This is a genomic window from Peptoniphilus sp. Marseille-Q6390, from assembly GCF_965119475.1.
In genome coordinates this window covers 957,001-982,682 of sequence record NZ_CBCPLS010000001.1, presented here as the reverse complement: position 1 = coordinate 982,682, position 25,682 = coordinate 957,001, and the positions used below count along the sequence as shown (strand labels likewise).

Below are 25,682 nucleotides of genomic sequence, written 5' to 3'. Positions count from 1 at the left end.
GTATTTTGGCAACATACCGATTCAAGCTAATGGAGGCATTGAAAAATTTAGGATTACTGCATTAGTATATAATTATTAGATATGATATTAGAAAAGGATTAGAGGGAGTGATGACTATGCCTGATACAATTATATATTGGTTATGGGGATTGGTAAAAGCAATACCTGAAGATATTATTAAAACGCTGATATTAGGTTTTTTAATTTTAGTTCTAAGAATACTTGTTGAGAAAATTAAATTTTTAAATTCCAAATTTAAAAATTTAATGGTAATGATATTTAGTACAAATATAGAAATATCTACAAAAACTTCTTTTATCGATTCTCCAGAATATAATTATGTTTCAAAAAGAAAAAAGGAATATGTATACAGTCAAAATTCGAGTGATAATGATGTATGGGGAATTATTATTGTAGGAGCATTGATTGCTTCTATAATTGTTAATTTTTTTAAAGAATATGTAGAGTATATATCTTTGTTCTTAAAGTGGTTTGGGCTTATACCTTTAATATTATCTATTATATTTTTATTTATTATATCTTTTAGCAAGGAAGTTCAAAAAGTTACCGTTAAATTTATTATTGTTTCAATAGTTGTTTCCACATTAACATTGTATTATGGATTTAACATTAAGGAAATGGTGGTAACAATGAGTCCTTCAATAGTTGATACAAGAAAATTTTTTATATCAGTATATAAAATTTTAGGTGTATCTATAGGAGTAATTCAACAAATGATATCTTATACCTTATTGTTGCGTGTATTCAGTGTCTATATTGATAGAAAAAAGAAAAATCCGATACAAGTAATTCGCAAATTTATTTCTAAAACAAAACGATTTGAATCGGTTTCTTTTCTCAGTTTTTTGGTAATATTGTTTTCAGTTTTATCATATTTACTGACTTTAAACGCTGTTCATAATTTTTTGTTGAGATAATAGAAAAACTCAAAAGATTATCTCTCCATCTCCTTACCCATGTAAATTCCATAGTTTTTTCGTATTTGATAAAGTTCGTCCATAGTCGATTTTGAGGAAGAATACTCTTGCATGAGGGTATTCTTTTTTTCTTGTAATTTATCAAGCTCAGCTAAAATATTCTTTGAATTTGGGAGCTTGGAATAAGATTTTTTAAGCTCTGAAAGGGCATTTTCATATAGAGTAATTTGAGCTTTGTACTCTTCAAAAAATGTCTTGTCAGACGGATTAGCAGTATATTCCTTGTAGCACGCTCTGTATTTTTTTTACGGTATGAACTTGCTCCATAGTGGTGGAAAGCTTCTGCATTTCCTTATCAATAGCCTTGATTTTCTCTTGTATATTTTGCCCTTCATCGGCTGCTTTTTGAATATACTCGTCAAGCTGTTTAACGGATTTAATGCCATGTTCTCTGATATAGATTATAGACTCAGCCATTGTATGAAGGTTATGTTTGGTTGCCCAATATTCGTAGCCTTTGCTTTCTTTTACCTTTGCATTGGTGTTCATGTCAATAACATTGCCAATGCGTTTTTTGACGTCGGGAGTCTTGATAAACTCTCTTTCTGCAATTCGTTCTTTTAATCTTTCTTCAGTATAATCTTCTCCGATTGTTTTAGTCCTTGTAAATCTCGCCTTATCTTTTGACTTAAAAGCAATGTGCTTACCGTATTTGATTTCATGGCCAAGATTAGCCATCTTCTTTAAAATTCGTCCCAGTCCTTTGACTGTTTTATCATTCTGTCAATGTCAAATTGAAGTTTACTTTTCCAAGAAGTGCCATGCTTTGCCTGTTCGTTTTCATACCAAGATTTACCTTTAATATTATATTTTTTCTTATAGCTTTCGTAAAACTCGTCAATGACGGATAGATTATTTTCTTTGCATAACTTATCGCTCTGATACCTGATTTGGTGGTAGCTTTTCTTGTTGGACTGATAGCATTTGCCGGTAACCATATTTACATTATTGAAGATGATATGATTATGGATATGTCCTTTATCTATGTGGGTAGATAAGACAAATTCGTACTCATCTTTGAGTATCTTTTTACACAGCTCCATACCAATCTGGTGAGCCAATTCAGGGCTTGTTTCTCCCGGTAAAAATGATTGAATGAGATGTCTTGCAAGAACGGTTCCTTTTGTTCCTGCGTTATTTCGTGTCCTTAAAAACTGCGTGTGAGCAGTTGATTCGTGGCATTTATGAGTGCTTACTAAAAGCTGCTCGTCTGTTTTATCTCCATTTACAATGTAGTCGATAGCAAGATTAAGAGTCGATTTTATTGGGTGTATTTTTGTAATAGCCATTATTATTCACCTTCCATTTAAGATGTTCTTTTCAGAAGTAGTGAATGAATTTGCCACAGCTCTTTTGAGAAATGTTCAATCTCTTTTTTTATATCACCGATGTCCTCTTTGTAGATTACACCTGTCGAATTTACTCGCTTTGCAATCTGATTGATGTTGTTTGTTGCGTTAGAAAGTAAGCCTTGTAAATCTCTGAAAGGCTCTAAATCCACTTGATAAATTTCCTTTCCCAAAACGCATTTGCGGATGAAATGGCTCATGTTTCTACACTTCGCAAGTCTTTTTTTCTCTTCAAAAAGAGCCTTTTCTTCTTCAGTTAGTTTTATTTCTATTCTTTCATTTCTAAATCTATTTGCCATTTTGTTATCCTTTATAAAATATATTTCGGGGTCTTAGGGTTCTCCTTAACAAGGTAAAAATTAAAAAAAATGGAGCATTCCGTAAAGGTCTGCTCCATCAATTTTTTCGTAAGTGTCCGTACACTTACTGTGCTTGCTATTAAAGTTATAAGCGTTAAGCTTTTATCCAATTTTATTGATTATACCACATTTAAAGAAATTAATAAAGAAGTATAAGCGAAGCTATTGACAATGATTATCAGAGTTGATACAATAATACCGACAAGAGTGTCGGTTTGGAGGTTATTTATGAAATGAAAATGGAAGCTGATGAAAGAAAAAAGCAGATTAGACAAGCAGCTATTAAAGTCTTTTTGGATAAGGGATTTAGAAATACAGTTATGAATGACATTATGGAAGCTACTGGGCTTTCTAGAGGTGGCTTGTATCATCATTATGGTTCTACGCATGAAATCTTATACGACATTATGATGGAAGGTAATTTAAATAGAAAAGATATTGTTCAAAAATCAAGTTATGATGAAGGATTAATATTAAGTCCACAGTTGTTTTCAAGAATGATTATAGACAAGATACTTGCAGATAATGATTATGTAAAGCTTTATGTTATGTTTTTATGTGAGTTAAAAGAAAATGATGATCTGAAAAAACTATATGTGAAAATAAAAAAAGAGTCCATACAAGTATTTAAAGAATTGTTTTCTACTTTGTTTAACGAGTTACCTTCTGATGAAACATTTGAATTTATGATTAATATTATGAATTCTGGATTGATGGCTTGCGAAATTTTGAATGCACGTGAGAATTTTGTAAAAAATAAGAAATATCTAACTGAAATGATAGAGACTTATTTTACAAATGTTATGAAAAAAGATGACGAAAGGAGTTAAATTTATGGATCTATTAAAAAAATACATTAAGAGAAATAAAGCACCATATTTTATTTCTGTCTTGTTTGCAATACTTGGAGTAATTTCAAATCTTTTTGTATATATTATTCTAAGTAAGATGATTATATCATTAATTGATGGTAGCCAAGATTTTTATTACTATATAAATAAAATTTTCTTTATACTTTTATGTCTTATAATCAAAGAAGTGTTTATGTTTTTGTCAACAATGATTTCTCATAAAACAGCCTATAAAATAATACGAGATATAAGAAAAAGCCTTATGGAAAAATTATTTAATATGCCACTAGGAGATATATTGAATGAATCTACTGGTAAGTTAAAAGACATAATTGTAAATCAAGTTGATAATACTGAAACAACATTGGCTCATATAATACCTGAGATGACAGCTAATTTAGTCGGACCTATAATATTATTTGTTTACATGTTAATTTTAGATTATAGGCTAAGTTTAATATCTTTAATTCCATTAGTTATTGGTGGATTTTTTATGGCAGGGCCCATGAAAAGAATGAAGGTAAAGTTTCCACAAGCAGTTAAAATTGGACAAGATATGAATAATTCTGTGGTTGAATATATAAATGGAATAGAGGTTATTAAAACATTTAATCAAGGCGAAAAATCATATAGAAAGTACAGGGACAATGTGTATAAAAAGGCAAATTACTATTATGATTGGATGGGAGAAAATACAAGAGACTATGCGATAAGTATGTCTATTGCTCCAGTTGGTATTTTGACAATTATACCATTTGGGTTATATTTCTGTATGAATGGTTCACTAGATGGTGGTGTATTTTTAACATTGATAATCCTTTCTTTTGGGACTATCCAAAATATTATGAGAGTAATGACTTTTGAAGATGATATTGGAAGAATGTCAACTATTTTCGAAGAGATTAAAAATATACTTTGTGCGAGAGAACTATCTCATAAAAATGCAAATTTAGATATAAAAAATCATAATATAGAGATAAAAAACGTAGATTTTTCTTATGAAAAAGACAAGCAAGTCCTAAGCAATATAAATTTAAACATAGAAGAAGGAAGTGTGAATGCTTTAGTAGGCGAATCGGGTTCGGGTAAGTCGACTATTGCAAAACTAATTTCAGGATTTTGGGACGTAGATAGTGGCTCTATAAGTATAGGAAATGTAAATATTAAAGATATGTCCCTTGAAAAGCTATCTACTATTATTTCCTATGTAGCACAAGATAATTTTCTTTTTGATATGTCAATTAAAGATAACATCAGAATAGGAAATAAAAATGCTAGTGATGAGGAAATAATTGAAGTATGTAAGAAAGCAGCCTGCCATGATTTTATAATGAAGTTGTCAGATGGATATGATACAAGAGTAGGAGAAGCTGGTAAACATTTGTCTGGAGGAGAAAGGCAAAGAATATCAATTGCAAGAGCTATGATAAAGAATGCTCCAATAGTTATTTTAGACGAGGCTACCTCTTATATCGATCCTGAAAATGAAGCCTTGATTCAAGATGCAATATCAGAGCTTGTCAAAGGGAAAACTCTAATTATAATTGCCCATCGTTTAAAGACAATAACAGATGTAGATAATATATTTGTAATTAAAAATGGAGAACTTGCATGTAAAGGAAGTCATGAAGAGCTTTTGAAGGAATCAAAAGATTATCACAATCTTTGGGAAATTGCCTTGAAAGGAGAAGAAAATGCTTAGTGTTTTTAAAAAAATATGGAATTTTTCTATTGAAGAACAAGTGTATCTAAAAAAATCAATCTTTGCTAATTTTTTTGGTTCTATTTTTAATGCTCTACAATTTGCAGCCATTTATTATGCGATTTTTGGGATAGTAAACAAGGATATAAGCTTTAAAACAATAGGAATATCAAGTTTATTTTTATTAATTAGTATAGCCGGAGTAATTATTTCAAAAAATTCCTCTATGCTCAAACAAACACATGCCGGATATTTTATGGCTGGACACAAGAGAATTGAATTAGGTGAAAAAATAAAAAAAGTTCCCATGGGATTCTTCTCAAGTTTAAGTTTAGGAAATTTAACAACTATTGCGACTACTAACTTAGATAATGTAGAGACTTGGGTTCCAACTTTGTGTATTATGGTTTTCGGTGGCATGCTTAATGCTATTGTTTTTATCTTATCCTTATTTTTGTTTTCTTATAAGGTAGGTATTGTAGCAATAGTTGGTTCTATTGTATTTTTAATGATCATTGCTCGTATGCAAAAAAGGTCAAGTAAAAATGCAGATAAGATTCATGAGATTCAGGTATCACTTACCAAAGAAGTCTTATCAACATTGCAAGGAATGCAAATTATAAAATCATATAATCTACGAGGAAGTAATAATAAAAAACTTGACAAGAGCTTTGATAGTGCTAGTGAATATTCTTTTGATTTAGAAAAAACTATAATGCCATATAGTTTATTAGCTAAAATCATAATAGCTATAACAATTTGTTTGATGTTGTTTATTTCAATAAAATTATATTTTGTTGAAAATGGTCAAATAGTCAATACTATTATGATACTTATAGCAAGTTTTGTAATATTTGACGGACTTATTACATCTGGATCTGCTATTGCAATGCTAAGAATGGTTGAGAATGCAATAGATTCTTATTCTTATGTAAATGATATGGAAGATATGAAAGAAGGAAGTATTACAGAACCTATAAAAAATCACAATATAGTTTTTAAAAATGTAAGCTTTTCTTATGATGATAGACCAATTTTAAAAAATGTATCAGCAGAGATAAAAGAAAATACCATGACTGCCATAGTTGGTCCATCTGGATCTGGTAAAACAACATTTTGTAATCTAATAGCGAGATTTTGGGATGTAAATTCTGGAGAAATTTTAATTGGTGGAAAGAATATTAAGGATTATAAGATAGAAAACCTTATGAATTCAATTTCCATGGTATTTCAAGACGTCTATCTCTTCGAAGACACTATTGAAAACAATATAAAATTTGGAAAACAAAATGCAAGCCATGAAGAGGTTGTAGAAGCTGCAAAGAAGGCGAGGTGCCATGAATTTATAGAAGCTTTACCAGGAGGATATGACACTATCATTGGGGAAGGTGGAGCAAGCCTATCTGGTGGAGAAAAACAAAGAATCTCCATAGCCAGAGCCATGCTAAAAGACGCGGACATCATAATATTTGATGAAGCAACAGCAAATATAGACCCAGAAAATGAAGATAAACTTAAAGAAGCAATAGAATCATTAACAAAAAATAAGACAGTAATAATGATTGCTCATAGGTTAAAGACAATTAGAAATGCTGACCAGATTTTAGTATTAAAAGATGGAGAAATAGTAGAACGTGGAAATCACGAAGAACTGATTAAAAATAATGGACTTTATTCTGACCTTATCAATGCAAAAGCTAAGGCAGAATCATGGAAATTAAATAATTGATGGAAATTAAATAATTGATGGAAGAAAGATTAAATTCTTTAAAAAGTAAAATTTAGAAAAGAGGATTTATGCTTTAGAGCATAAGTCCTTTTTTTATGTTCAAATTAATCATTAAAACTCAAAAATACTATAGCAAAAGACAATGTATGTTGAGAGTGTAATCTTAATACAAAAGATTTAAATTTAGTTATCTTGTATTTTATGTAGTTTTATAAGTATTTTGTCTTCGACAAAGACGAAGAAGGATAGGTCAAAAAGACTCAATCAAACTTTATAAGAAAGCCGGGAATTCAATTGTAATTCATCTTTTAATAGGACTTATTAATGTATTGTTGTTGCTAATGTAATTAATACACTAAGGATGATATAATAAGTACAATTAAATTTTTGTTAGATATTAGTAGAAGCCTCATATTATTACAAAGGAAGTATATAAAATGAAAAAAATATTTTTTAGAATTTTTTCAATTGTTATTATTTTACTGGCTTTGGTTTTTATTCTTAGAATTTACAATGACCATAAGTATAAAGATAGCAATAACTTGAAATTACCTGAATATTATAAAGATGTAAATGATATAAGTCTTTATCCCATAGCTACTGACGGAGTTGATGTAACCTATGTTGATGAAGGTAGAATGCAAGGCTTTAGATTTGTACCCAAAGAAAAATTACATAAGGGCCTTGTAATTTGTTTTGGAGGTTCTGACGGAAGTCCAAATTTTGATAATGCAAAAAGATTAGCTGAGGAGGGTTATGAAACTTTTGCCTTATTTATGTATGGTATGAGAAATCAAGAACAAACTCTGAGAAGAATTCCCTTAGAACAATTTGAAGATGTTATCAATTATATAAATAAAAATGTAAAAGATAATAAACCAATAAGTATTTTGGCGGCGTCAAAAGGATCAGAATATGCACTTAATTTGGCTAGCAAATATCATGAGATAGATAACTTGGTTTTAATAGCACCTTCATCTTATACTTTTGCTGGTCTAGATTTTAAAGATTATGGTTCATCATGGACATATAAAGGAAAGGAGCTTCCTTATATAGATATTAAAAAATCATCACTTAAGTCATTTTTGAAAAATATTATTGTTCCAGCCATTATTAAAAGTCCTATTAGTTTTAAAGATACTTATAATAGTGCAATAGAGAAAGACTCATCAAGCCAAGAAAAACTAATCCCAGTAAAAGATGTCAAAGCGAATATATTAATGATAGTAGGCGAGGATGATTTGATGTGGGATAGTCTTGCCATGGCAAATAAAATAAAAGAAGAAAATCCTAAGGTAAAGATTTATTCTTATAAAGGTGCAGGGCATATATTTGCTGGCAATGGGATCATTAATATAAAAAATGTGAGGATTGCAACGGGTGGAACAGCTGAAGACAATAAAAAAGCAAAAATCGAATCAATAAAAGCTATTGATGCTTTCTTAAATGAAAACCATAAATAGAAGATTACTTAGATATTTAAAGACGGTAGAAATAATAATCTATCGTCTTTTTAGTGCCAAAAATGTAAGAAAAAAATGTAAGTAAATGTTTTTAAAATAAAGAAAGACTAATAGATTATGGTTTCCCCAAATATTTTGATTGAAAACGCAAAATTAATGAGGTCATTATTTTATTTTCGCTTAATTAATATAAATAGTATTTGTGTTTAAAATAATGAAAAGTGATATAATACAGGTGATAATTAATATCAATCGGAGGTGGATATGTTTAAGCGTTTCTTAGAAAATTTTAGAAAGCCAAAAGATAATTTTTGTGGAAGATTTATGTTAAAGAGTATGAATAAGGGGCATGAAAAATTAGCAAAGTGGGGTAGGTCTTACTTAAATATTTGTGAAGATTATACTGTCCTAGATTTGGGATGTGGTGGAGGTCTAAACATAGAATATTTTTTGACTAAAGCTGATAAAGTTTATGGCCTTGATCACTCAGAAGCAAGTGTAAAAATGACAAGTGAGAGAAATAAAGAGGCAATAGAGTCTGGAAGATGTAAAATCCTATTAGGAGATGTAAAAAGCCTTCCATTTGAAGATGAATCAATAGATGTTGTTACAGCTTTTGAAACTATTTATTTCTGGAGTGATATAGAGGAATGCTTTAAGGAAATTTATAGAGTGCTAAAGAAAGATGGAAAATTTTTAATATGCAATGAAGTATCTTCTATGAAAAGAAAAGATGTTAGGAAACTATCGAAAGTTATAAATCTTAAAGTTTACACACCAAAGGATTTGACAAAAATGCTCACAGATATTGGTTTTAAATGTGAGTATTATTTAGATAAAAAGGAACAAATCATATTTATTGCAACAAAGTAAATAATTTAAAGAAAGGTGCAAGGGATAAATTATGAAATACCATGGATTTTATTTCAATCTATTTAAATATCCTATGAAAAAAGTCTTACTAGAAAATTATGGACATGATTATGCTAGAGAAATAATCAAAAAAAGTAAGATAGTTTATCGAAAATTAATAGAAGAGGCTGATGATATAGGCGATGACAATCCCATGGCATACAATGAGATGTTTGCCCTTGCTTTTGTTGCTCCTTATATAGCAAGTGAGAAAAGTATTCCACCTGAAATAGTACAAGAAATGATGAGAAGAGCCCTTTATTCACTTAGATGGTTTTTCTCCTTAACTGATCTTAATACTAAAAGGGGAAAAAAGGCAAATAAGAAAAATATACTTAAGTATTACAAGTGGTACACAGAGGAAAAAGAAAAGCTATATCCAACATCCTTTAAAGTTGATTTTGAGGGAGAACCCTATGAGGGTGCATGCTATTATAGAATTACTCGTTGTCCAATTTGTGCCTACACAAATAAACTAGGGGTAGCTGAATTAATGCCTCTATTTTGTGAGTTGGACGAGCTTATGATAAGTTTTCAACATGGAGTGCTTCACAGAAAAGATACCATAGCAAATGGAGCAAAATGTTGCGATTATTTTATAACTGGCGATAGGGAATGATTTATTTTTTAAAGAAGCTTTACTTCGGTAATATCAATTTACATGGTGGAACAAATGAAAATATTAAATTTATAATAATCACAGAGGCTTGAAAATGAAATCACAAGAATTTAAAATGCCAGCTTTTGGGGTCGGACCAATTTATGTACTAACCTGTTTATTTTTAACAATGTTAGGAGTATATCTACATATTAAAGGATACTTATATGCAGGAGAATTTACCGAGGGAAAAATATTTTTTATTGTTTTTGGAATTCTCCTAATACTATTTGGCTTATATTTATGGATAGAGGCTGTAATAGTTCAAAAAATAAATAAAAAAGTTAAAGAGAAAAAGTTGATTACAAGTGGAGTCTACGGATTTGTAAGAAATCCTGTCTACTCAGCATTTATATTTATCTTTACAGGAATTCTTTTACTCACAGCAAACTATATTTTATTAATACTGCCCTTTGTCTTCTGGGCCTACCTAACAATATTGATGAAAAACACAGAAGAAAGATGGTTAAAAAATGAATTTGGGAAAGAATATGAAATATATTTAAATGAAGTAAATAGAGCAATCCCTTGGTTTAGAAGAAAAAATAATTGAATTAAGAAAGCATCTATCCTTATGGAGTCACCATAAAGCTAGATGCTTTTGTCTTATTACAGAATAATAATTACATTTTGATACTTATAAAATAAATAGAAAGGCCTTATAAAAATTTTTATAAAATCTAACTTAATTTTCTGCTTCTTTGTCTTTAACTGATAAAAAGACAGTCAAGAGTATACAGAAAAAACCTGTTAACTCTACTAATGAAAATCTCATTCCTAAGAATATAGCAGCAAGCAAAGTAGCTGAAGCTGGCTCAAGACATCCAATTAAGGTTGCCTTAACTGGACCAATATGCTTTACACCTTCAAGGAAGATGGAGAAGCCACCAGCAGTGCCTACTACTATTATAATTGCTATCATTAGCCATGCTATGAAGTCAAGATCCTTTGGTATAATCCAAGCCTTGGTAATTATGGATATTACAAGACTACCGATGAGCATACCCCAACCAGTTACAAGTATGTTGCCCCATTTAACAATAATAGGTCTGGAAAAAAGTGTATATGTGATAACTCCCACAGCAGATAACAATCCAAAGATAAGCCCTGCTGTAGAAATTGTCATGTTTCGGGGATTTCCACCAGTTGAGATTAAGTAGGTTCCTAACACAGCTAAAAAAACAGCTAGAACTTGCGAGAACTTCATTTTTGTTCTTGTCACTATGGACATAAAGACGATCATTATAACTACGTTAAGGCTTTGAAGGACTGTTGCAGTTGCTGAGTCTGAATATTTTATAGCACTTACATAAGTGTACTGACACATTAAGAGTCCTAAAATGGAAAAGGCAAAAAGCCATCCAACATCTTTTGGAATTGTCCAAATTTTTATTATTTTATCCTTATCTTTAAAGGCTGATAAAATTAAAAGTAGGATCCCTGATAAGACCATACGTATAGCCGTTAACCAAGATGAATCAACATCATAATTCATAAAAAGATACTGACTACACACACCAGATATTCCCCAGCTCATAGCACCTAAAGATGCAAAAAATAAACCCCTCATCTTACTCTTGTTCTTCAATCAAATTTCCCCCTATAATGTTTAAACTTATATATAAATTATTTTATTTCATCTCCTAAATTTCTAAGCTTATCAACTTGCTCTTCTCGTCCAAGTATTATAAGGACATCGCCAATCTTAAAAGTATAATCAATAGGAGGGTTAAAGAGTATCTTTTCATCTTCAATCTTTTTTATTGCCAAAACAGTTAGACCAGTTTTTCTTGGTATTTCTGCTTCAATTAATGTTTTGTTTTCTAAATAAGATCCTTTCTTTACGATAACTTCTTCAAGGTCAAGTTCTACATCTCCAACTCTTGTGACAACATCAAGAAAAGAAATAATATTTGGTTTAATCATTAATGATGCCATCCTGTTGCCAGATATTTCCATGGCTGACAGGGTTTTATTAGGACCAACTTTTAATAATTTTTCATTACCTGACTTTGTAATTGCATTAGAGATTATATAAATTTTATTGTTGAGATTTCTTGCAGTAAGAACTGTAACAATATTATCAACCTCGGTTTCCATTGTAGCAACAAGACCTTTTGCCTTCTCAATTCCTGCATGAAGTAAGACACTTTCTTCAGTTGATTGTCCTTCAACAACTAATATATTGTGGTGACTGTAGTCATCAAGGTCTTCTCGTTTATCTGTTATTACTACGAAGTCTAAATTTTCATCTATAAACTTTTTAATGATTACTTCTGCAAGCTCTCCAGATCCACATATTATGTAATGATCACTTAGAGCAGAAATTTTTCTTTCCATTTTACTTCCCTTCCATAAATCAGAAACCTTACCTTCAACAAACATAGCAACAAGAGTTGTAAAAGCATAACCAAAGAGACCAACTCCTAAAAATATCATTATAACTGAAAATATTTCTGAAGAATTGCTAGTTGTGCCAACTTCACCGAAGCCAACAGTAGATACAGTTATAACTGTCATGTATAAGGCGTCGACAATATCTACATCTGATAAAATCATATAACCCACTGTGCCTATGATAAGCAAGAGGGAAAATGCATATAAAATAAATTTAATTTTTCTTTTCTCGTCCATAAGCTTCTCCTATACTTGAGATTATATTATAATACATGATAAAAGACTAGAAGTTTAAGCTATATAATATTCTAATTTATCTATTTAATAATTTTAAAAATGGTTAATATATATGAATTTATAAGAGGGGAGTCTTATGGCGAAAAATTATACAAAAAATCTAATAAAGCAAGAATTTATAAAACTTTTGAATAAAAAGAGTTTACATAATATTACTGTGACTGAAATAGCAAAACAATGCAAAATAGAAAGAAAAACTTTTTATTATCATTATGAAAATTTACCACAACTTGTTAAAGAAATTTTTGATGAAGAACTTGAAGATGTAATCAAAGAGTTTAATGAAACCCTATCTTGGGAAGAGAGTTTTATATCTGCTGAAAAATTTATCTTGGATAATAAAAAAGTTGTAAAGCATATGTATGAGTCTGATTACAAAATTGAATTAGAAAAATATATTTTTTCTATTTCAGGCGAAATAATGAGAAAATATGTGAGAAGAGTTGCCAAGGATACAAAAGCTCAAGAAATTGATATAAAACTTATTGCTTATTTTTATCAATGTGCTCTCAGTTCATCTTTAGTTGAGTGGGTGGCCACTGATATGAAGACAGATCCTAAACTTGTTACACGCAGGTTGGGGAAGTTAATGGATGGTAATATATTATAGTCTTTAAAACGCAGTGAAAAGTTAGAAAAACTTACCCAATCTCTTGAAATTGAGTAAAAGTTACCCAAGAATCCTCTTTTGAGAGATGATACTTTATCAGAACAATGTTTTAATAAAGATAGAAGGAATGATAAAGAATTATTTAAGGAGGATGTTATGGAACTAAAGACTCATGATAAGAGATTAAAACTTACTAATGGAGATTTTCAAAGATTAGTAAAAGCTAGAAAGCCAGCAGGAATTGAAAAAAAATCTGCTTACTTAGTAGGAACAGGAATTGCATCACTTACTGCAGCTTGTTTCTTAATTAGAGATGCTCACATGGAAGGTAAAAAAATTACTTTCTTAGAACAATTAGATATTCCTGGTGGTTCACTTGACGGTGATTACATGGATACTAGAGGATATGTTGCTCGTGGTGGTAGAGAAACTGGAGCTCACTTCGAATGTCTATGGGATATTTGGAGTTCAATCCCAAGTTTAGAAGACCCAGAAATGAGTGTTTTAGACGATTATTTTTACACAAACTACGATGATCCAAACTTTAGTAATTGCCGTATAACCCACAAACAAGGTGAACGTTATGACGATGGTAAATTTAATCTAACTCAAGATCAAGTTAAAGAAATTGCTGAACTTTGCATGACTCAAGATGAACTACTTGAAGATAAGGCTATTGAAGATATTTTCTCAGATGGACTTTTAAACTCAGACTTCTGGACACTTTGGAGAACAATGTTTGCCTTTGAAAACTGGCATTCTGCTCTAGAAATGAAATTATATTTAAATCGTTTTATCCACCACGTTGGAGGACTTACAAATTTATCTGCCCTTAGATTTACAAGATATGACCAATACAATTCAATCGTAAAACCAATGGTTAAATATCTTGAAAATCACGGATGTAAATTCCAATACAACATTAAGGTTACTGATGTTGACTTTGATATTTCAGAAAATAGAAAAGTTGCAACAAAAATTATAGCTGAAGATAAAGATGGAAATGACAAGTCTATTGACTTAACAGAAAATGATTTAGTCTTTATTACTAATGGATCAATGACTGAAAATTCTAGCTATGGAGATGACAATACTCCAGCAGAACTTAGTGACGAACAAACTGGTTGCTGGGAAATGTGGAAAAACATAGCAAAAAAATCTGATGACTTTGGTAATCCTGAAGTATTCTGCTCCGATGTAGAAAAGAGTAACTGGGAATCTTGTACAGTAACTTGTCACGATGAATCCGTTCCAAAATATATTGAAAAAATTACTAAGAGAAGTCCTTATGGTGGAAAAACTGTAACAGGTGGTATTGTAACATGTGTTGATTCAAGTTGGTTAATGTCTTGGACAATTAACAGACAAGGTCAATATCCAGAACAACCTGAAAATGATGTATGTGTTTGGGTTTACGGACTCTTTACAGATGTTGAAGGTGACTATATCAAGAAGAAAATGAGAGATTGTACAGGTAAGGAAATTACAAAAGAATGGCTATACCACATTGGCGTACCTGTAAATGAAATTGATGCTCTTGCTGAAACATGTACAGCAGTACCTGTAATGATGCCATATATCACAGCTCAATTTATGCCAAGAAAAGCAGGCGACAGACCTTACGTAGTTCCAAAGGGTGGAGTTAACTTTGCTTTTTTAGGACAATTTGCAGAAACTCTAGATGATCCAGGAAGAGATACAGTATTCACAACAGAATATTCTGGTAGAACAGCAATGGAAGCAGTTTATGTACTTTGCGGAGTAGAAAAGGCTGTACCGGAAGTATTCGCATCAAGATATGATTTAAGATACCTTCTAAACGGTATGGTTGCATTATCAGATGGCAAAAAACCAGATCTTCCACTTTCACCACTACAAAAGATGAAAGTTGCAAAACTTATTAAAGGAACAGATATAGAAGAAATGTTAAAAGAATTTAATATTATATAAAGCATACAAGATTAAATACTTAAATAGCATATAATAAGAAAAATCTCTTGAGGTCTAAGCATCTTAAGAGATTTTTTTGTGTTATTTATAATATAATAAGAGTAAATAATAATTTATTAGCTTAAAGCAAGTGGGGTGGAATAGTGTGACAGATTTCAAAAAAATTTGTAATTTTTCAAATAAGTGGTTGAAAAAATTTTGAAATAAAGAGCCGAAACTTAAAGATTTAATGGACTTTTCAATGGCAGAAGAGTGCATGGATCTTGGATTTTCTTTGGAATTAGGACATGAGTTTCTTAGAAAATATGGAAATGAGACAAGTAAGTTAGCTAAGTTAAAAGAAATTATTGATGAAGTTAATGAAATTGATCTTTTGGGTTCTGTTATTTTTCTTAATTGGAGATATTTCAACCACTGGGCTTATGACCAAAGTGAGATATTAAAAGAGGATAATATAAATTGATTTATATTGACTCTAAATCATCTATATCAGCTTGCAGCAAAGGATAAATTCTTATTTAAAGGGGAGATTAAAAGTTTTATTTTAAAATCGGATGCTATGTCTTTCGGACTTTTTCCTAAAGAAGGTCAAGTAGTAAGACAAGATATTTACCTAGATATTGAAGGAAGAGTTTCAATTAAGTCCTATAAATATACTAATCAAGTGGGAAGAGATAAAAATTTTGAAAGAAGCGACTTCAAAATTAGAACAGAGGAAGCTTTCAGAATTTTTTATGAACTTAAAAAATATTTTGGAGATAAGTACGATCCCTTTGAACTTATGATTATGGACGTAGGTAGATGGGACGCAGTAATAGAAAACACAGAAGGAAAAAAATATAGATTTAATGGACCCCTGTTTGAAAACCAGCATGAGGATCTTGCTTATTTATCATTTTTTATAAGGACCTTGCTTGAAAGAATGGACTTATTTGTTTTTGATGGACAAGCTAAGACTGATAGAATAAAAAAACTTACTCTTGACTACAATAGGGTTACAGAAATTCCTATCGATAGATTTCTTTTTGATAAAAATTTTGATCGTGCAATATGGGATTATAAGGAATCAATAATAATTAATAGGGAAGAAAACACAATAGAGCATAACAAAATAATTGGCGAAGAATGCAAAGTTTATCAAAAATTTGAGGTGGAAGGATTAATAGATTCTATTTTTGATAATTTTAAAGAAGAAGATTTGTTTAAAAAGATAAAAGGAAATCCTGAAGATGCTATAGGAATACCCGACGAGATAAGAAAATATAAGATGACTATTGATTATGAGAAGAAGCCACAGCGAATTATTGAAGGAGATTTTGACAAGAGAGGCTTACCAGAAGATTTTCCTGACTTTGCTGAAATACTTCTGGAATCTTTAAGCTTTTATAACTTTGAAGAAATTTTAAATCCTAAATTTTACGAAAAATTTAGAAGATTAAAAGATCAATATATTTATTGCAGTCTTGACTTTGGAAGTGGCAAGAAGACCTACTACTATAGGACTGAAGATGATGAGATAGAAGAAGGTGATTTAGTCCTAGTACCTGTGGGACCTGACAACCATGAAGCAGTAGCTTTTGTCGATAAAGTAGAATACTTTTATAAAGAAGATGTACCCTTTCCATTAGAGAAGACAAAATTTATACTTGAGAAGTATGATGAAGAATAAGTTTATAAATATTAAGAAAAGAAAGTACTTGCTAAAATTACTTTCTTTTTTTATTTTCTTAAAGAAACAAAGTCTACAAATTTGTAATATATTCTCATTGTGATAACATATAAGAGTTCGATTATTAATTTGAGATTAAGGAGAACTAATGAATAAGAAAACCATAAGCATAATACTGGCCTATGTTGGCGTACTTACAGGAGCAGGCCTAGCCAGTGGTCAAGAACTTATGCAATATTTTGTTTCCTTTGGGAAACCAGGAATTTTTGGGCTAATAGTAGTTGGAATTCTACACATTTTTGTAGGTGGAATTATCCTTCAACTGGGAAGCCACTTTATAGCAGAAAGTCACATAGATGTACTAGAAGAAGTTTCAGAAAAATTTGTAACAAAGTTTATGGACTTCGCACTACTTCTAAACTGTTTTTTAATGGGCTTTGTAATGATAGCAGGTGCAGGCTCCAACTTAAACCAACAATTTGGTTTGAAATCATGGGTGGGTTCACTAATATGTACAATATTGATTATAGTAGTAGGAATGATGGACTTTGAAAAAGTAACTAAAGTAATTGGACTTTTTACTCCTCTAATTTTAGTTTTTACTTTAGTAGGCTCTATCCACACAATAGTAAATTCAAATCCAGACTTTCAAGCCCTAGATGCCCTTGGAAAAACTTTAAAAGCATCACTACCTAATATTTATATTTCCACAATAAATTATTTTGGACTTTGTATGATTTCAAGTATTTCTATGGCATTTGTACTCGGCGGTACTAGGACTGACTCGTCACAGGCAAGAGCCGGTGGAATGTTAGGTGGCAGTCTCGTTGCAATCTTAACATTTCTAGTTGGTATAACAGTATTTTTAGGGCTTAATGATGTAATAGATGCAGACATTCCCATGCAAGTTATATTAAATAATATTAATCCCTACTTGGGACTTGCAATGTCTTTAGTTATTTTTGGAATGATTTTTAATACTGCCATTTCATTATTCTACTCTGCTGCAAGAAGACTGTCCCTGACAGAAGAGAAGTTCAAAAGAAATTTAATAATTTTCACCCTATTGGGATTTGGACTTTCTTTTATGGGATTCAAAAAACTAATGGCAATACTTTATCCAATACTTGGTTTCTTAGGAACTGCCCTAATTTTAATTTTAATTGTAGCCTGGTTTAAAGAGAGAGATTCAATAAAATCTGAAAGTAAAAAACGTGATCAGATAGAAGAACTTACAAGAAAAAAACTAGACGATGATTTGGAATTTAGTAGAAAAGATAGGCAAAAGTTAGATAAGCTAGCAGAAGCATCTATTATTGACGACGATAAGATAAAAGAGGCTGTAGAAGAAGAGATAGAAGAAGAGCTGGAAGAAGAAAACAATAATTAAAATAAAGACTGGAGAGATTAAAAGTTTCATCCAGTCTTTTTTAAATTCAAAAATATTTATCTTCTCTTTTTCATTGAACCAAGTATTCCTCTAGCTATTTCACGACCAATGGATCTTGTTATTGTTCCTAACATGGAGTCAATCCCCTTGTCGATGTAGGACTTTTGCTTGCGAGAAGACTTCCTTTCTTTTTCAAGTTCTTTTCTTCTAAGTTCATATTCTTCTTCGCGAGCTTTATCAATTTTTTCTCTCTCAATCCTATCTTTAAGAACTTCATAAGCAGACTCCCTATCAATAGAATTTTTATATTTAGAGTAGAGGGAAGAAGACTCAACTATTGATTTTAATTCCATATCATTAAGGTTCGTGAAGGAGGAGTGAGGTGGCAAGATTAAAGCTCTGTCTGCAAAGCTTGGTGCACCAGTTTCATCAGGGAAGGATACTATCGCCTCTCCAGTCCTTAAATTTATAATTTCTTCTTTTAACTCTATTGACTCATCTTGTCTAAAGCTATCAGCAACAGCCTTAATAGTTTTTAATTCTTTAGGAGAGTAAGCTCTTAGCTGGTGGATAATCCTGTTGGAAAGTTGAGAAGAAACTTCTTCAGGAATATCCAAGGGGTTTTGTGTTATGAAAAATACTCCAACACCCTTACTGCGAACAAGTCTTACCACTTGAATTATTTTATCCTTTAAGACATTAGGTGTATTTTTAAAAAGTAGGTGGGCTTCGTCAAAGAAGAAAACCAATTTAGGTTTATCCAAGTCACCAACTTCTGGGAAGTTTTCATAAATTTCTGATAGAAGATATAGTAGTAACATTGAATAGAGAAGAGGATTTGTAATAAGCTTATCTGCCTTTAAAATATTTACAAGGCCCCTGCCCTCTGAATCAGTTTTAATTAAGTCATTAATGTCTATTGCTGGTTCTCCAAAGAACAAATCTCCACCAGCATCTTCTAGGAAGAGTAACTTTCTAGAAATAGCAGACAAGCTTTGGCTAGCTACGTTTCCAAAATTTTTGCTAACGACCTCACGGTTATCACTTACATAATTTATAACTTCCTTTAAGTCTTTTAAATCAATTAAGAGGAGACCTTCACTGTCGGCAACCTTAAAGACAATATTTAAAACTCCCATTTGAGTATCATTGAGGCCTAAGATATTTGAAAGCATGAGAGGACCCATTTCAGAAATAGTTACCCTAAGAGGAATTCCTCCTTCTTGATACACATCCCAAATGTTAAGAGGGTAGGGCTTAAAATCAAAATCATCTAAACCCAGTTCATTAAGCCTTGACCTTAGCTTGTCATTCATTTCTCCAGGCTTAGAAATATTTACAAGGTCTCCCTTGACATCAGCAAGAATACTTGGGACACCAGCATCAGATAGACCTTCAGTTAAGACCTTAAGTGTAACAGTCTTTCCGGATCCTGTTGCTCCACTAATAAGTCCATGCCTGTTCACCTTATTGAGAAGAATGTAATTTTCAAACTTACCCTTTCCAATTAAAATTTTATCCATAAGAGCCTCCTAATTAGCTTTATAATCTAAGTTTATTATAGCAGAGAAAAGACTTGATAAAATAAATTTTTAAAAATGATATAATTGATTAAAGATTGTGAGGTCATACCATGGAATACTTAAAAGAAATTTATAAAATAAATATAGAAGACTTCGAAGAATATTCATACCTTAGAAATATTCCTTCATTAAAAGATTTTCAGGGAATTAAAATCCATAAGCCTGTAACTTTTTTTGTTGGAGAAAATGGAAGTGGTAAGTCAACTCTTCTTGAAGCCATAGCTGTTGCCCTGGGTCTAAATCCAGAAGGGGGATCCAAAAATTTTAACTTTGCCACAAAAGAAACTCATTCAGAACTTGGAAAAATCTTAGAAATTGCTAGAGGATCAAGAAGAGAAGAGGATGGATTTTTTCTTAGAGCTGAATCTTTTTACAATCTTGCAACAGAAGTTGAGGAGCTCGCAAGCTCTGGTTTCACAAATTTTTATGATTCCTATGGAGGTAAGTCACTTCATGACCAATCCCATGGCGAGAGTTTTAGGTCCCTAATCCTAAATAGGTTTAGACCTAGGGGCATTTACCTACTCGATGAACCTGAAGCTGCACTTTCCCCAACGTAACAGATGTCGCTACTCTGCATAATAGATGAACTGGTAAAAAAAGATACTCAATTTATAATTGCAAGTCATTCGCCAATTATACTTGCCTATCCCAATGCAGATATTTATGAATTTAGCGAAGCTGGCATAGAGAAGAAGTCCTACAAGGAAACAGAATCCTATAGTGTGACTAAAGCCTTCTTAGATGATCCAGAAAGAATGATGAATTTTTTATTCGATGATTGACAATAACCCTGATACATAATCGGGGTTATTTTTTGTCTTTAAAAATTTATAACTTATCAAAAAAGAAACTTATGTATAAATTAAATTTATAGTATCAATGTCAAAGAAATGTTAAATTTTTATTTTTTGAAAATATTTTTTATTTATCTAAAGGGAAACTTATGCTAAAATAATTCCCGTATCATTACATTTAGTTAAATATTTTTGAATATTTATTATTTATGTAAGTTAATATAAAGTAGTAGGCAATTTATATTAATTCTATAAATTCAAATATTTTATGGTCTTTGATTTAATTTAAGGCATGTATTTAATTTGTGAAAGATACAAATCATAAAATTTATGGAGGAAAACATGAAAAAAGTTTTAGCAACTACTATGGCTACTTTGTTATTTGGGCTTTCATTTCCGGTTAACACCTTTGCTTTGCCTGATAATGATGTTAGTGCAAATTCTCAAGTCCTAGAGAAGGTAAGTCTACCTAATGGTGGAGATAGTTCTCAAAGTGAAGCTGGTGCAGATAATAAAGCTAAGGAAGATACAATTGCCAAAAAGATAGAAGGCAAATTAGAGGCTAAGGATATCACTGTATGGGAAGAAGATAAAGTAAATTGGAAAGATGGCGTTAAGTTAAAAGAGGAAAAAGAAGAATTCAAAAATTATTTAAAAGATGCTGTTGTAACAGATCTTGATAATCGAAATACTTCTGCTAGTTCAGAGAAGAATTGGAAGGGAAGACTTAAGGTCAAATTTTCAGATAATTCAGAAGTAATATTAAATGAACAAAACTTACTTGTTATAAACAAGGTTACATCTGCAGACAACGCTAACGCGCCTAAGGATGCAATTAAAACTAATTTCTTTTTAGGTGAAGGAGTTAAGGTTTCTTTAGATAAAGAAGAAAAAATTGGCAACAAAGAAAAGCCTGTTCCTTATAGGACCTATAAGGTTAAACCAGGGACAGATGTTTCTGAATATAAGTTATTAGCGACAAAGAAAAATATTTTTGATACTATAAGTGCTAAACCTATTAATGAAAATTACACTGATGTAAAATGGCAACCTAGAGATTATAAGGTTAAAGAAGATAATAAATCTTTTACAGCAACTGCTAGTAAGTTATTTACTATGACTTTCAAATTTGTTGGCTATGACAGAGATTCAAGAAAAGGTATTGATTCTGATAAGTTGCCTCAAGCTATAAAGGATAAATTGCCTCAAGAGCAAAAAATTAAAGAGGGAGAATCTTTTAAGCCTGATAAAATTGAAGGAACAATAAAAGAAGACCTTGGACCAAATAAGTATGAGTGGAAATTTAATCAATGGAATCCTACAGGACCTCTTACTATAAATGAAAACAAAAATTTTGAGGGAACATGGACTAGGAGTAAGATAGAAGAAAATTCTAATCCTGAAGTAAAGCCTGGTCCTGGAAAAGAAGAGGACAAGAAAGAAAGACCAGAAAAAGAAAATAAACCTAAAGATGATTCAAAGGCAGAAGACAAGAAAGAAAGACCACAAGAAGAAAAGAAGCCAAAGGATAATTCAAGGGTAGAGGACAATAAAAACAACAATAAGTCTAATAATACTTTTCCAAGAATAAAATCCAATGAAAATAAGTCTTCTTCTAATAAGGTTTACACAAGAACTAGCACAAAAGAAACAAAGAAAGAATCAAAGACAGAAAATCTTTCTAAGACCCCAAAATACACTTTGACTATAAATAGTGGAGAATACGAAGTCCTTATAGATGGGCAAGTTATTAGAAGACAAATGGATGTTAAGCCTCTTATAAAAAATGATAGACTTATGCTTCCACTTAGAAGTCTTTCCGAAATGATTGGGGCAAAAGTTGAGTGGGATCCACAAACTAGGACTGCAAGCTTTACAAACAAGGGTCTAGTTGCAAAAATCCAAATCGATGGAAATGAAATAGTCCTTTCCAATGGCAAAGTCATTAAAATGGACTCTAAACCACTAAACATCAATGGAAGAATATTACTTCCAATTTCTAACGTAGCCAATGTATTTGGACTTACAAATGGAAACACAAAAGACGGCATAGACCAAAACATCGAATGGGATGGAGATAACAAGACAGTAGAAATAAACTTAAATAAATAAAATTTTTAAAGAACTTAGTTAAGAGCTAAGTTCTTTTTTTATATTAAAAAATTCTTATGACTCCATAAATTTTTATTACATTAAAAATTCTTACGACTCTGTAAATTTTCATGACATTAAAAGAATTCATGACTCTATAAACTCTTATAGCGACAAAAGGTTTTACGACTTTATAAACTCTTACAAGACAATACAAATCGACGACTTAGGAAAATTCTACAAGGAAATCAAAAGTCACAACTTAGTAAGAATTTAAAAATAAAATTTTAAAATCAAAAGAAATTCACTACATGAGAGCAATTTCTAACAATTTTGTTATAATAAGATTATAGGAAAGGAGTTACTATGCTAACAGGTGAATTGAGAAACAAAGTGGATGCAATCTGGACAACTTTATGGACAGAAGGCTCGACAAATCCACTTACAAATATAGAACAAATTACTTACTTATTATTTATGAAGGGACTAGACCAACTCCAACTTCAAAAAGAAGAAGATGCAAACATCTTGGGACTAGACTTTGAGACAATCTTCCCCAAGGACAAGCCAAACTACAGGTGGCACGTCTTCAAAAACCTTGGGTCAGCTACAGAAATGTACCAGCTCATGCAAGGAGAAATCTTTCCCTTTATAAAGAACCTACAAGGAGAAGATGGAGACACTTCCTTCTCAAGATACATGAAGGAAGCAAACTTCCAAATTAATAAACCACAAACCTTGCAAAAAGTTGTCACAGCCATAGACGAACTTCCCACAGAAGACAACGACATCAAAGGCGATATATACGAATACCTCTTATCAAAGTTACAAACATCTGGCACTAACGGACAGTTTCGTACCCCAAGACACATAATAAAAATGATGGTGAACTTAGTGAAGCCAAATTCTGAAGATGTGATATGTGATCCTGCCTGCGGAACTTCGGGCTTCTTGGTAGCTGCGTCAGAATACTTACGTTACAATGACAAGGACTTCATGTTTGATCAGTCTAAGTCCCACCACTTCCACAATGACATGTTCTATGGATATGACATGGACAATACCATGCTTAGGATTTCAGCCATGAATATGATGCTTCACAATGTAGACAACCCACAAATCACTTATCAAGATTCTCTCTCAGAAGATAATGAAGACAGGGCAAAGTATTCACTTATACTTGCCAACCCACCCTTCAAGGGATCACTTGACTATGAATCAGTTGCCAATGACCTCTTAGCTAATATAAAGACCAAGAAGACTGAGCTCCTCTTTGTGGAATTAATATTAAACATGCTAAAGGCTGGGGGAAGGGCAGCAGTTATAGTGCCCGATGGAGTTCTTTTTGGTTCATCCAAGGCTCATAAGGACTTGAGGAAGGAATTAGTGGAGAACAACGACCTTAAGGGTGTCATCTCCATGCCAAGTGGAGTCTTCAAACCCTATGCAGGAGTTTCCACTGCAATTTTGATTTTCGTAAAGACAAATAAGGTTGGAGGCACAAAAAAAGTTTGGTTCTACGACATGGAGGCAGATGGTTATTCACTTAACGACAACAGGACTCCAATAGAAGATAACGACATTCCAGATATTATTGACTGCTTTGAAAATCTAAGTGACCAAGAAGGCAAGCCTCGCACAGGTAAGTCCTTTATGGTTGACAAGGAAGAGATAGCAGAAAATGACTACGACCTTTCCATTAACAAGTACAAGGAAATAGAATATGAAGAAGTGGACTACGACCCACCTCAAGTTATTATAGGGAGGATAGAGTCCATGGAAAGAGAAATACAAGATGGGCTTGAAGACTTGAAGAAGATGCTTGGTGATATGTGATGGAATGGGTTAGACTAGGTGATTTAGTAGATATAAAAACTGGTAAACTTAATGCAAATGCTGCTGTTCCAAATGGAAAATATCCTTTTTTCACAACGGCTCAAGAAATTTCGCGTATAGATTCTTATTCCTATGATGATGAAGTAGTCCTAGTATCTGGCAATGGGGATTTAAACGTAAAGTATTATGATGGGAAATTTGATGCCTATCAAAGAACTTATATGCTGACAAAAAAAGAGAATGCAGAAATAAATTTAAAGTTTCTATACTTTTTTATGAGTGACTACGTTAAAATTCTTAGGAATCAATCAATTGGTGGAGTTATAAAATATATAAAATTAGAAAACTTAACAGAAGCAAAAATTCCATTATTGAGCTTGTCTGAGCAAATCAATATTGTAGATATACTAAATAATGCCGAGAGGTTAATAAAAATTAGAAAAGAACAAATTCAAGCTTATGATGATTTAATTGAAAGTTTATTTTTTGAAATGTTTGGTAACCCTATCACAAATAGCAAACATTTTAAAACAAATAAATTTATAAATGTTGTTAGACTTAAAAGAGGTTATGACTTACCTGTAAAATCCAGAATTGGAAATAAGTATGAAGTTTACGGGTCTAATGGTGTCCTTGATGGTCATAATGAATTTAAAGTTGAAGAACCTGGCATTATAACTGGAAGGTCTGGCACTATAGGAAAGGTATATAGAAATGAAGGTATGTATTGGCCCCTAAATACAACATTATATTCGGAAAAGACTTATGGCAATAATGTTATATTTTTGGAATATTTATTAAAAAATTTTAAGTTAGAAAGATTTGCAACAGGAACTGGAGTGCCAACATTAAATAGGAATATAGTTCATAAAGAAGATATAATAGAAGTCCCAATAGAATTACAAAATAAATTTGCTGACTATGTTTTAAAGATAGAAGAAGAAAAGAAAAAGTTAAATGCATCTCTTCTTGAGTTAGAAGGTCTTTTTGACTCTCTTATGGAGGATGCTTTTTCTGGAAATTTATTTAAGGAATGAGAAG

General features: G+C 31.4%; 22 protein-coding genes and 1 pseudogene. 18 read left to right on the top strand and 5 right to left on the bottom strand.

The window, feature by feature from the left end; genetic code table 11:
- The first annotated feature begins 116 nt into the window (after positions 1-116).
- On the top strand, positions 117-938 hold the full coding sequence (locus ACWPVO_RS04785; RefSeq protein WP_412412910.1) for a hypothetical protein: 822 nt from the start codon (positions 117-119) through the stop codon (positions 936-938).
- A gap of 17 nt (positions 939-955) precedes the next feature.
- On the opposite strand, the pseudogene ACWPVO_RS04780 reads toward ACWPVO_RS04785, so the two are convergent.
- Both ACWPVO_RS04780 and ACWPVO_RS04775 read right to left on the bottom strand, forming a co-directional pair.
- Positions 956-2,287 (bottom strand): annotated as a pseudogene (locus tag ACWPVO_RS04780) (relaxase/mobilization nuclease domain-containing protein).
- A 17-nt stretch (positions 2,288-2,304) separates the two neighbouring features.
- On the bottom strand, positions 2,305-2,646 hold the full coding sequence (locus ACWPVO_RS04775; RefSeq protein ID WP_454206914.1) for a plasmid mobilization protein: 342 nt from the start codon (positions 2,644-2,646) through the stop codon (positions 2,305-2,307).
- A gap of 293 nt (positions 2,647-2,939) precedes the next feature.
- On the opposite strand from ACWPVO_RS04775, the gene ACWPVO_RS04770 reads away from it, so the two are divergent.
- The 7 genes from ACWPVO_RS04770 (at position 2,940) to ACWPVO_RS04740 (ending at position 10,574) form a co-directional block, all read left to right on the top strand.
- Positions 2,940-3,536 carry a TetR/AcrR family transcriptional regulator gene (locus ACWPVO_RS04770; RefSeq protein WP_005399330.1) on the top strand — a complete coding sequence of 199 codons (597 nt, stop codon included), beginning with the start codon at positions 2,940-2,942 and terminating at the stop codon, positions 3,534-3,536.
- 4 nt (positions 3,537-3,540) lie between these two features.
- Positions 3,541-5,259 (top strand): ABC transporter ATP-binding protein, encoded by a 1,719-nt coding sequence (locus tag ACWPVO_RS04765; protein ID WP_454206911.1) that lies wholly within the window; start codon positions 3,541-3,543, stop codon positions 5,257-5,259.
- The gene (locus ACWPVO_RS04760; RefSeq protein ID WP_454206909.1) at positions 5,252-6,988 is read left to right on the top strand and encodes an ABC transporter ATP-binding protein; all 1,737 of its coding nucleotides are present in this window, start codon (positions 5,252-5,254) and stop codon (positions 6,986-6,988) included. The genes ACWPVO_RS04765 and ACWPVO_RS04760 overlap by 8 nt, the downstream gene beginning before the upstream one ends.
- A 437-nt stretch (positions 6,989-7,425) precedes the next feature.
- On the top strand, positions 7,426-8,451 hold the full coding sequence (locus ACWPVO_RS04755) for an acyl-CoA thioester hydrolase/BAAT C-terminal domain-containing protein (protein WP_454206907.1): 1,026 nt from the start codon (positions 7,426-7,428) through the stop codon (positions 8,449-8,451).
- Positions 8,452-8,715: 264 nt separating this feature from the next.
- Positions 8,716-9,324: a class I SAM-dependent methyltransferase gene (locus ACWPVO_RS04750; RefSeq protein ID WP_454207188.1), complete on the top strand. Its 609-nt coding sequence runs from the start codon at positions 8,716-8,718 to the stop codon at positions 9,322-9,324.
- A gap of 31 nt (positions 9,325-9,355) precedes the next feature.
- Positions 9,356-9,982 (top strand): L-2-amino-thiazoline-4-carboxylic acid hydrolase, encoded by a 627-nt coding sequence (locus ACWPVO_RS04745; RefSeq protein WP_454206905.1) that lies wholly within the window; start codon positions 9,356-9,358, stop codon positions 9,980-9,982.
- A 94-nt stretch (positions 9,983-10,076) separates the two neighbouring features.
- Complete coding sequence (locus tag ACWPVO_RS04740; protein ID WP_454206903.1) at positions 10,077-10,574, top strand: methyltransferase family protein; 498 nt, start codon at positions 10,077-10,079, stop codon at positions 10,572-10,574.
- A 132-nt stretch (positions 10,575-10,706) separates the two neighbouring features.
- On the opposite strand, the gene ACWPVO_RS04735 is transcribed toward ACWPVO_RS04740, so the two are convergent.
- A complete protein-coding gene (locus ACWPVO_RS04735) occupies positions 10,707-11,609 on the bottom strand; it encodes a DMT family transporter (protein WP_454206901.1) in 903 nt (300 codons plus the stop codon).
- 38 nt (positions 11,610-11,647) lie between these two features.
- The gene (locus tag ACWPVO_RS04730) at positions 11,648-12,655 is read right to left on the bottom strand and encodes a potassium channel family protein (protein WP_454206899.1); all 1,008 of its coding nucleotides are present in this window, start codon (positions 12,653-12,655) and stop codon (positions 11,648-11,650) included.
- A gap of 136 nt (positions 12,656-12,791) precedes the next feature.
- Between ACWPVO_RS04730 and ACWPVO_RS04725 the strand changes: the two genes are divergently transcribed.
- The 5 genes from ACWPVO_RS04725 (at position 12,792) to ACWPVO_RS04705 (ending at position 18,334) form a co-directional block, all read left to right on the top strand.
- Complete coding sequence (locus ACWPVO_RS04725) at positions 12,792-13,325, top strand: TetR/AcrR family transcriptional regulator C-terminal domain-containing protein (protein ID WP_454206897.1); 534 nt, start codon at positions 12,792-12,794, stop codon at positions 13,323-13,325.
- Between the two features lie 156 nt (positions 13,326-13,481).
- Positions 13,482-15,275, top strand: a complete 1,794-nt coding sequence (locus ACWPVO_RS04720) for an oleate hydratase (RefSeq protein WP_454206895.1) — start codon at positions 13,482-13,484, stop codon at positions 15,273-15,275.
- Positions 15,276-15,504: 229 nt separating this feature from the next.
- Positions 15,505-15,738 carry a hypothetical protein gene (locus tag ACWPVO_RS04715; RefSeq protein WP_454206893.1) on the top strand — a complete coding sequence of 78 codons (234 nt, stop codon included), beginning with the start codon at positions 15,505-15,507 and terminating at the stop codon, positions 15,736-15,738.
- A gap of 96 nt (positions 15,739-15,834) precedes the next feature.
- Positions 15,835-16,944: a hypothetical protein gene (locus tag ACWPVO_RS04710; protein WP_454206891.1), complete on the top strand. Its 1,110-nt coding sequence runs from the start codon at positions 15,835-15,837 to the stop codon at positions 16,942-16,944.
- A 148-nt stretch (positions 16,945-17,092) separates the two neighbouring features.
- A complete protein-coding gene (locus tag ACWPVO_RS04705) occupies positions 17,093-18,334 on the top strand; it encodes a YkvI family membrane protein (RefSeq protein WP_250342045.1) in 1,242 nt (413 codons plus the stop codon).
- A 56-nt stretch (positions 18,335-18,390) separates the two neighbouring features.
- Here ACWPVO_RS04705 and ACWPVO_RS04700 read toward each other — a convergent pair whose 3' ends face one another.
- Positions 18,391-19,857, bottom strand: a complete 1,467-nt coding sequence (locus ACWPVO_RS04700; RefSeq protein ID WP_454206888.1) for a helicase HerA-like domain-containing protein — start codon at positions 19,855-19,857, stop codon at positions 18,391-18,393.
- A gap of 110 nt (positions 19,858-19,967) precedes the next feature.
- On the opposite strand from ACWPVO_RS04700, the gene ACWPVO_RS04695 reads away from it, so the two are divergent.
- The 5 genes from ACWPVO_RS04695 (at position 19,968) to ACWPVO_RS04675 (ending at position 25,678) form a co-directional block, all read left to right on the top strand.
- Positions 19,968-20,477: an AAA family ATPase gene (locus tag ACWPVO_RS04695; RefSeq protein ID WP_454206886.1), complete on the top strand. Its 510-nt coding sequence runs from the start codon at positions 19,968-19,970 to the stop codon at positions 20,475-20,477.
- A 3-nt stretch (positions 20,478-20,480) separates the two neighbouring features.
- Positions 20,481-20,702: a hypothetical protein gene (locus ACWPVO_RS04690; RefSeq protein ID WP_231723731.1), complete on the top strand. Its 222-nt coding sequence runs from the start codon at positions 20,481-20,483 to the stop codon at positions 20,700-20,702.
- 354 nt (positions 20,703-21,056) lie between these two features.
- Positions 21,057-22,826, top strand: coding sequence for a stalk domain-containing protein (locus ACWPVO_RS04685; protein WP_454206884.1), 1,770 nt, complete (start codon positions 21,057-21,059; stop codon positions 22,824-22,826).
- A gap of 345 nt (positions 22,827-23,171) precedes the next feature.
- Positions 23,172-24,641, top strand: coding sequence for a type I restriction-modification system subunit M (locus tag ACWPVO_RS04680; RefSeq protein WP_454206882.1), 1,470 nt, complete (start codon positions 23,172-23,174; stop codon positions 24,639-24,641).
- Positions 24,641-25,678, top strand: a complete 1,038-nt coding sequence (locus ACWPVO_RS04675; protein ID WP_454206880.1) for a restriction endonuclease subunit S — start codon at positions 24,641-24,643, stop codon at positions 25,676-25,678. Before ACWPVO_RS04680 ends, ACWPVO_RS04675 begins: the two co-directional genes overlap by 1 nt.
- The last annotated feature ends 4 nt before the right edge of the window (positions 25,679-25,682 follow it).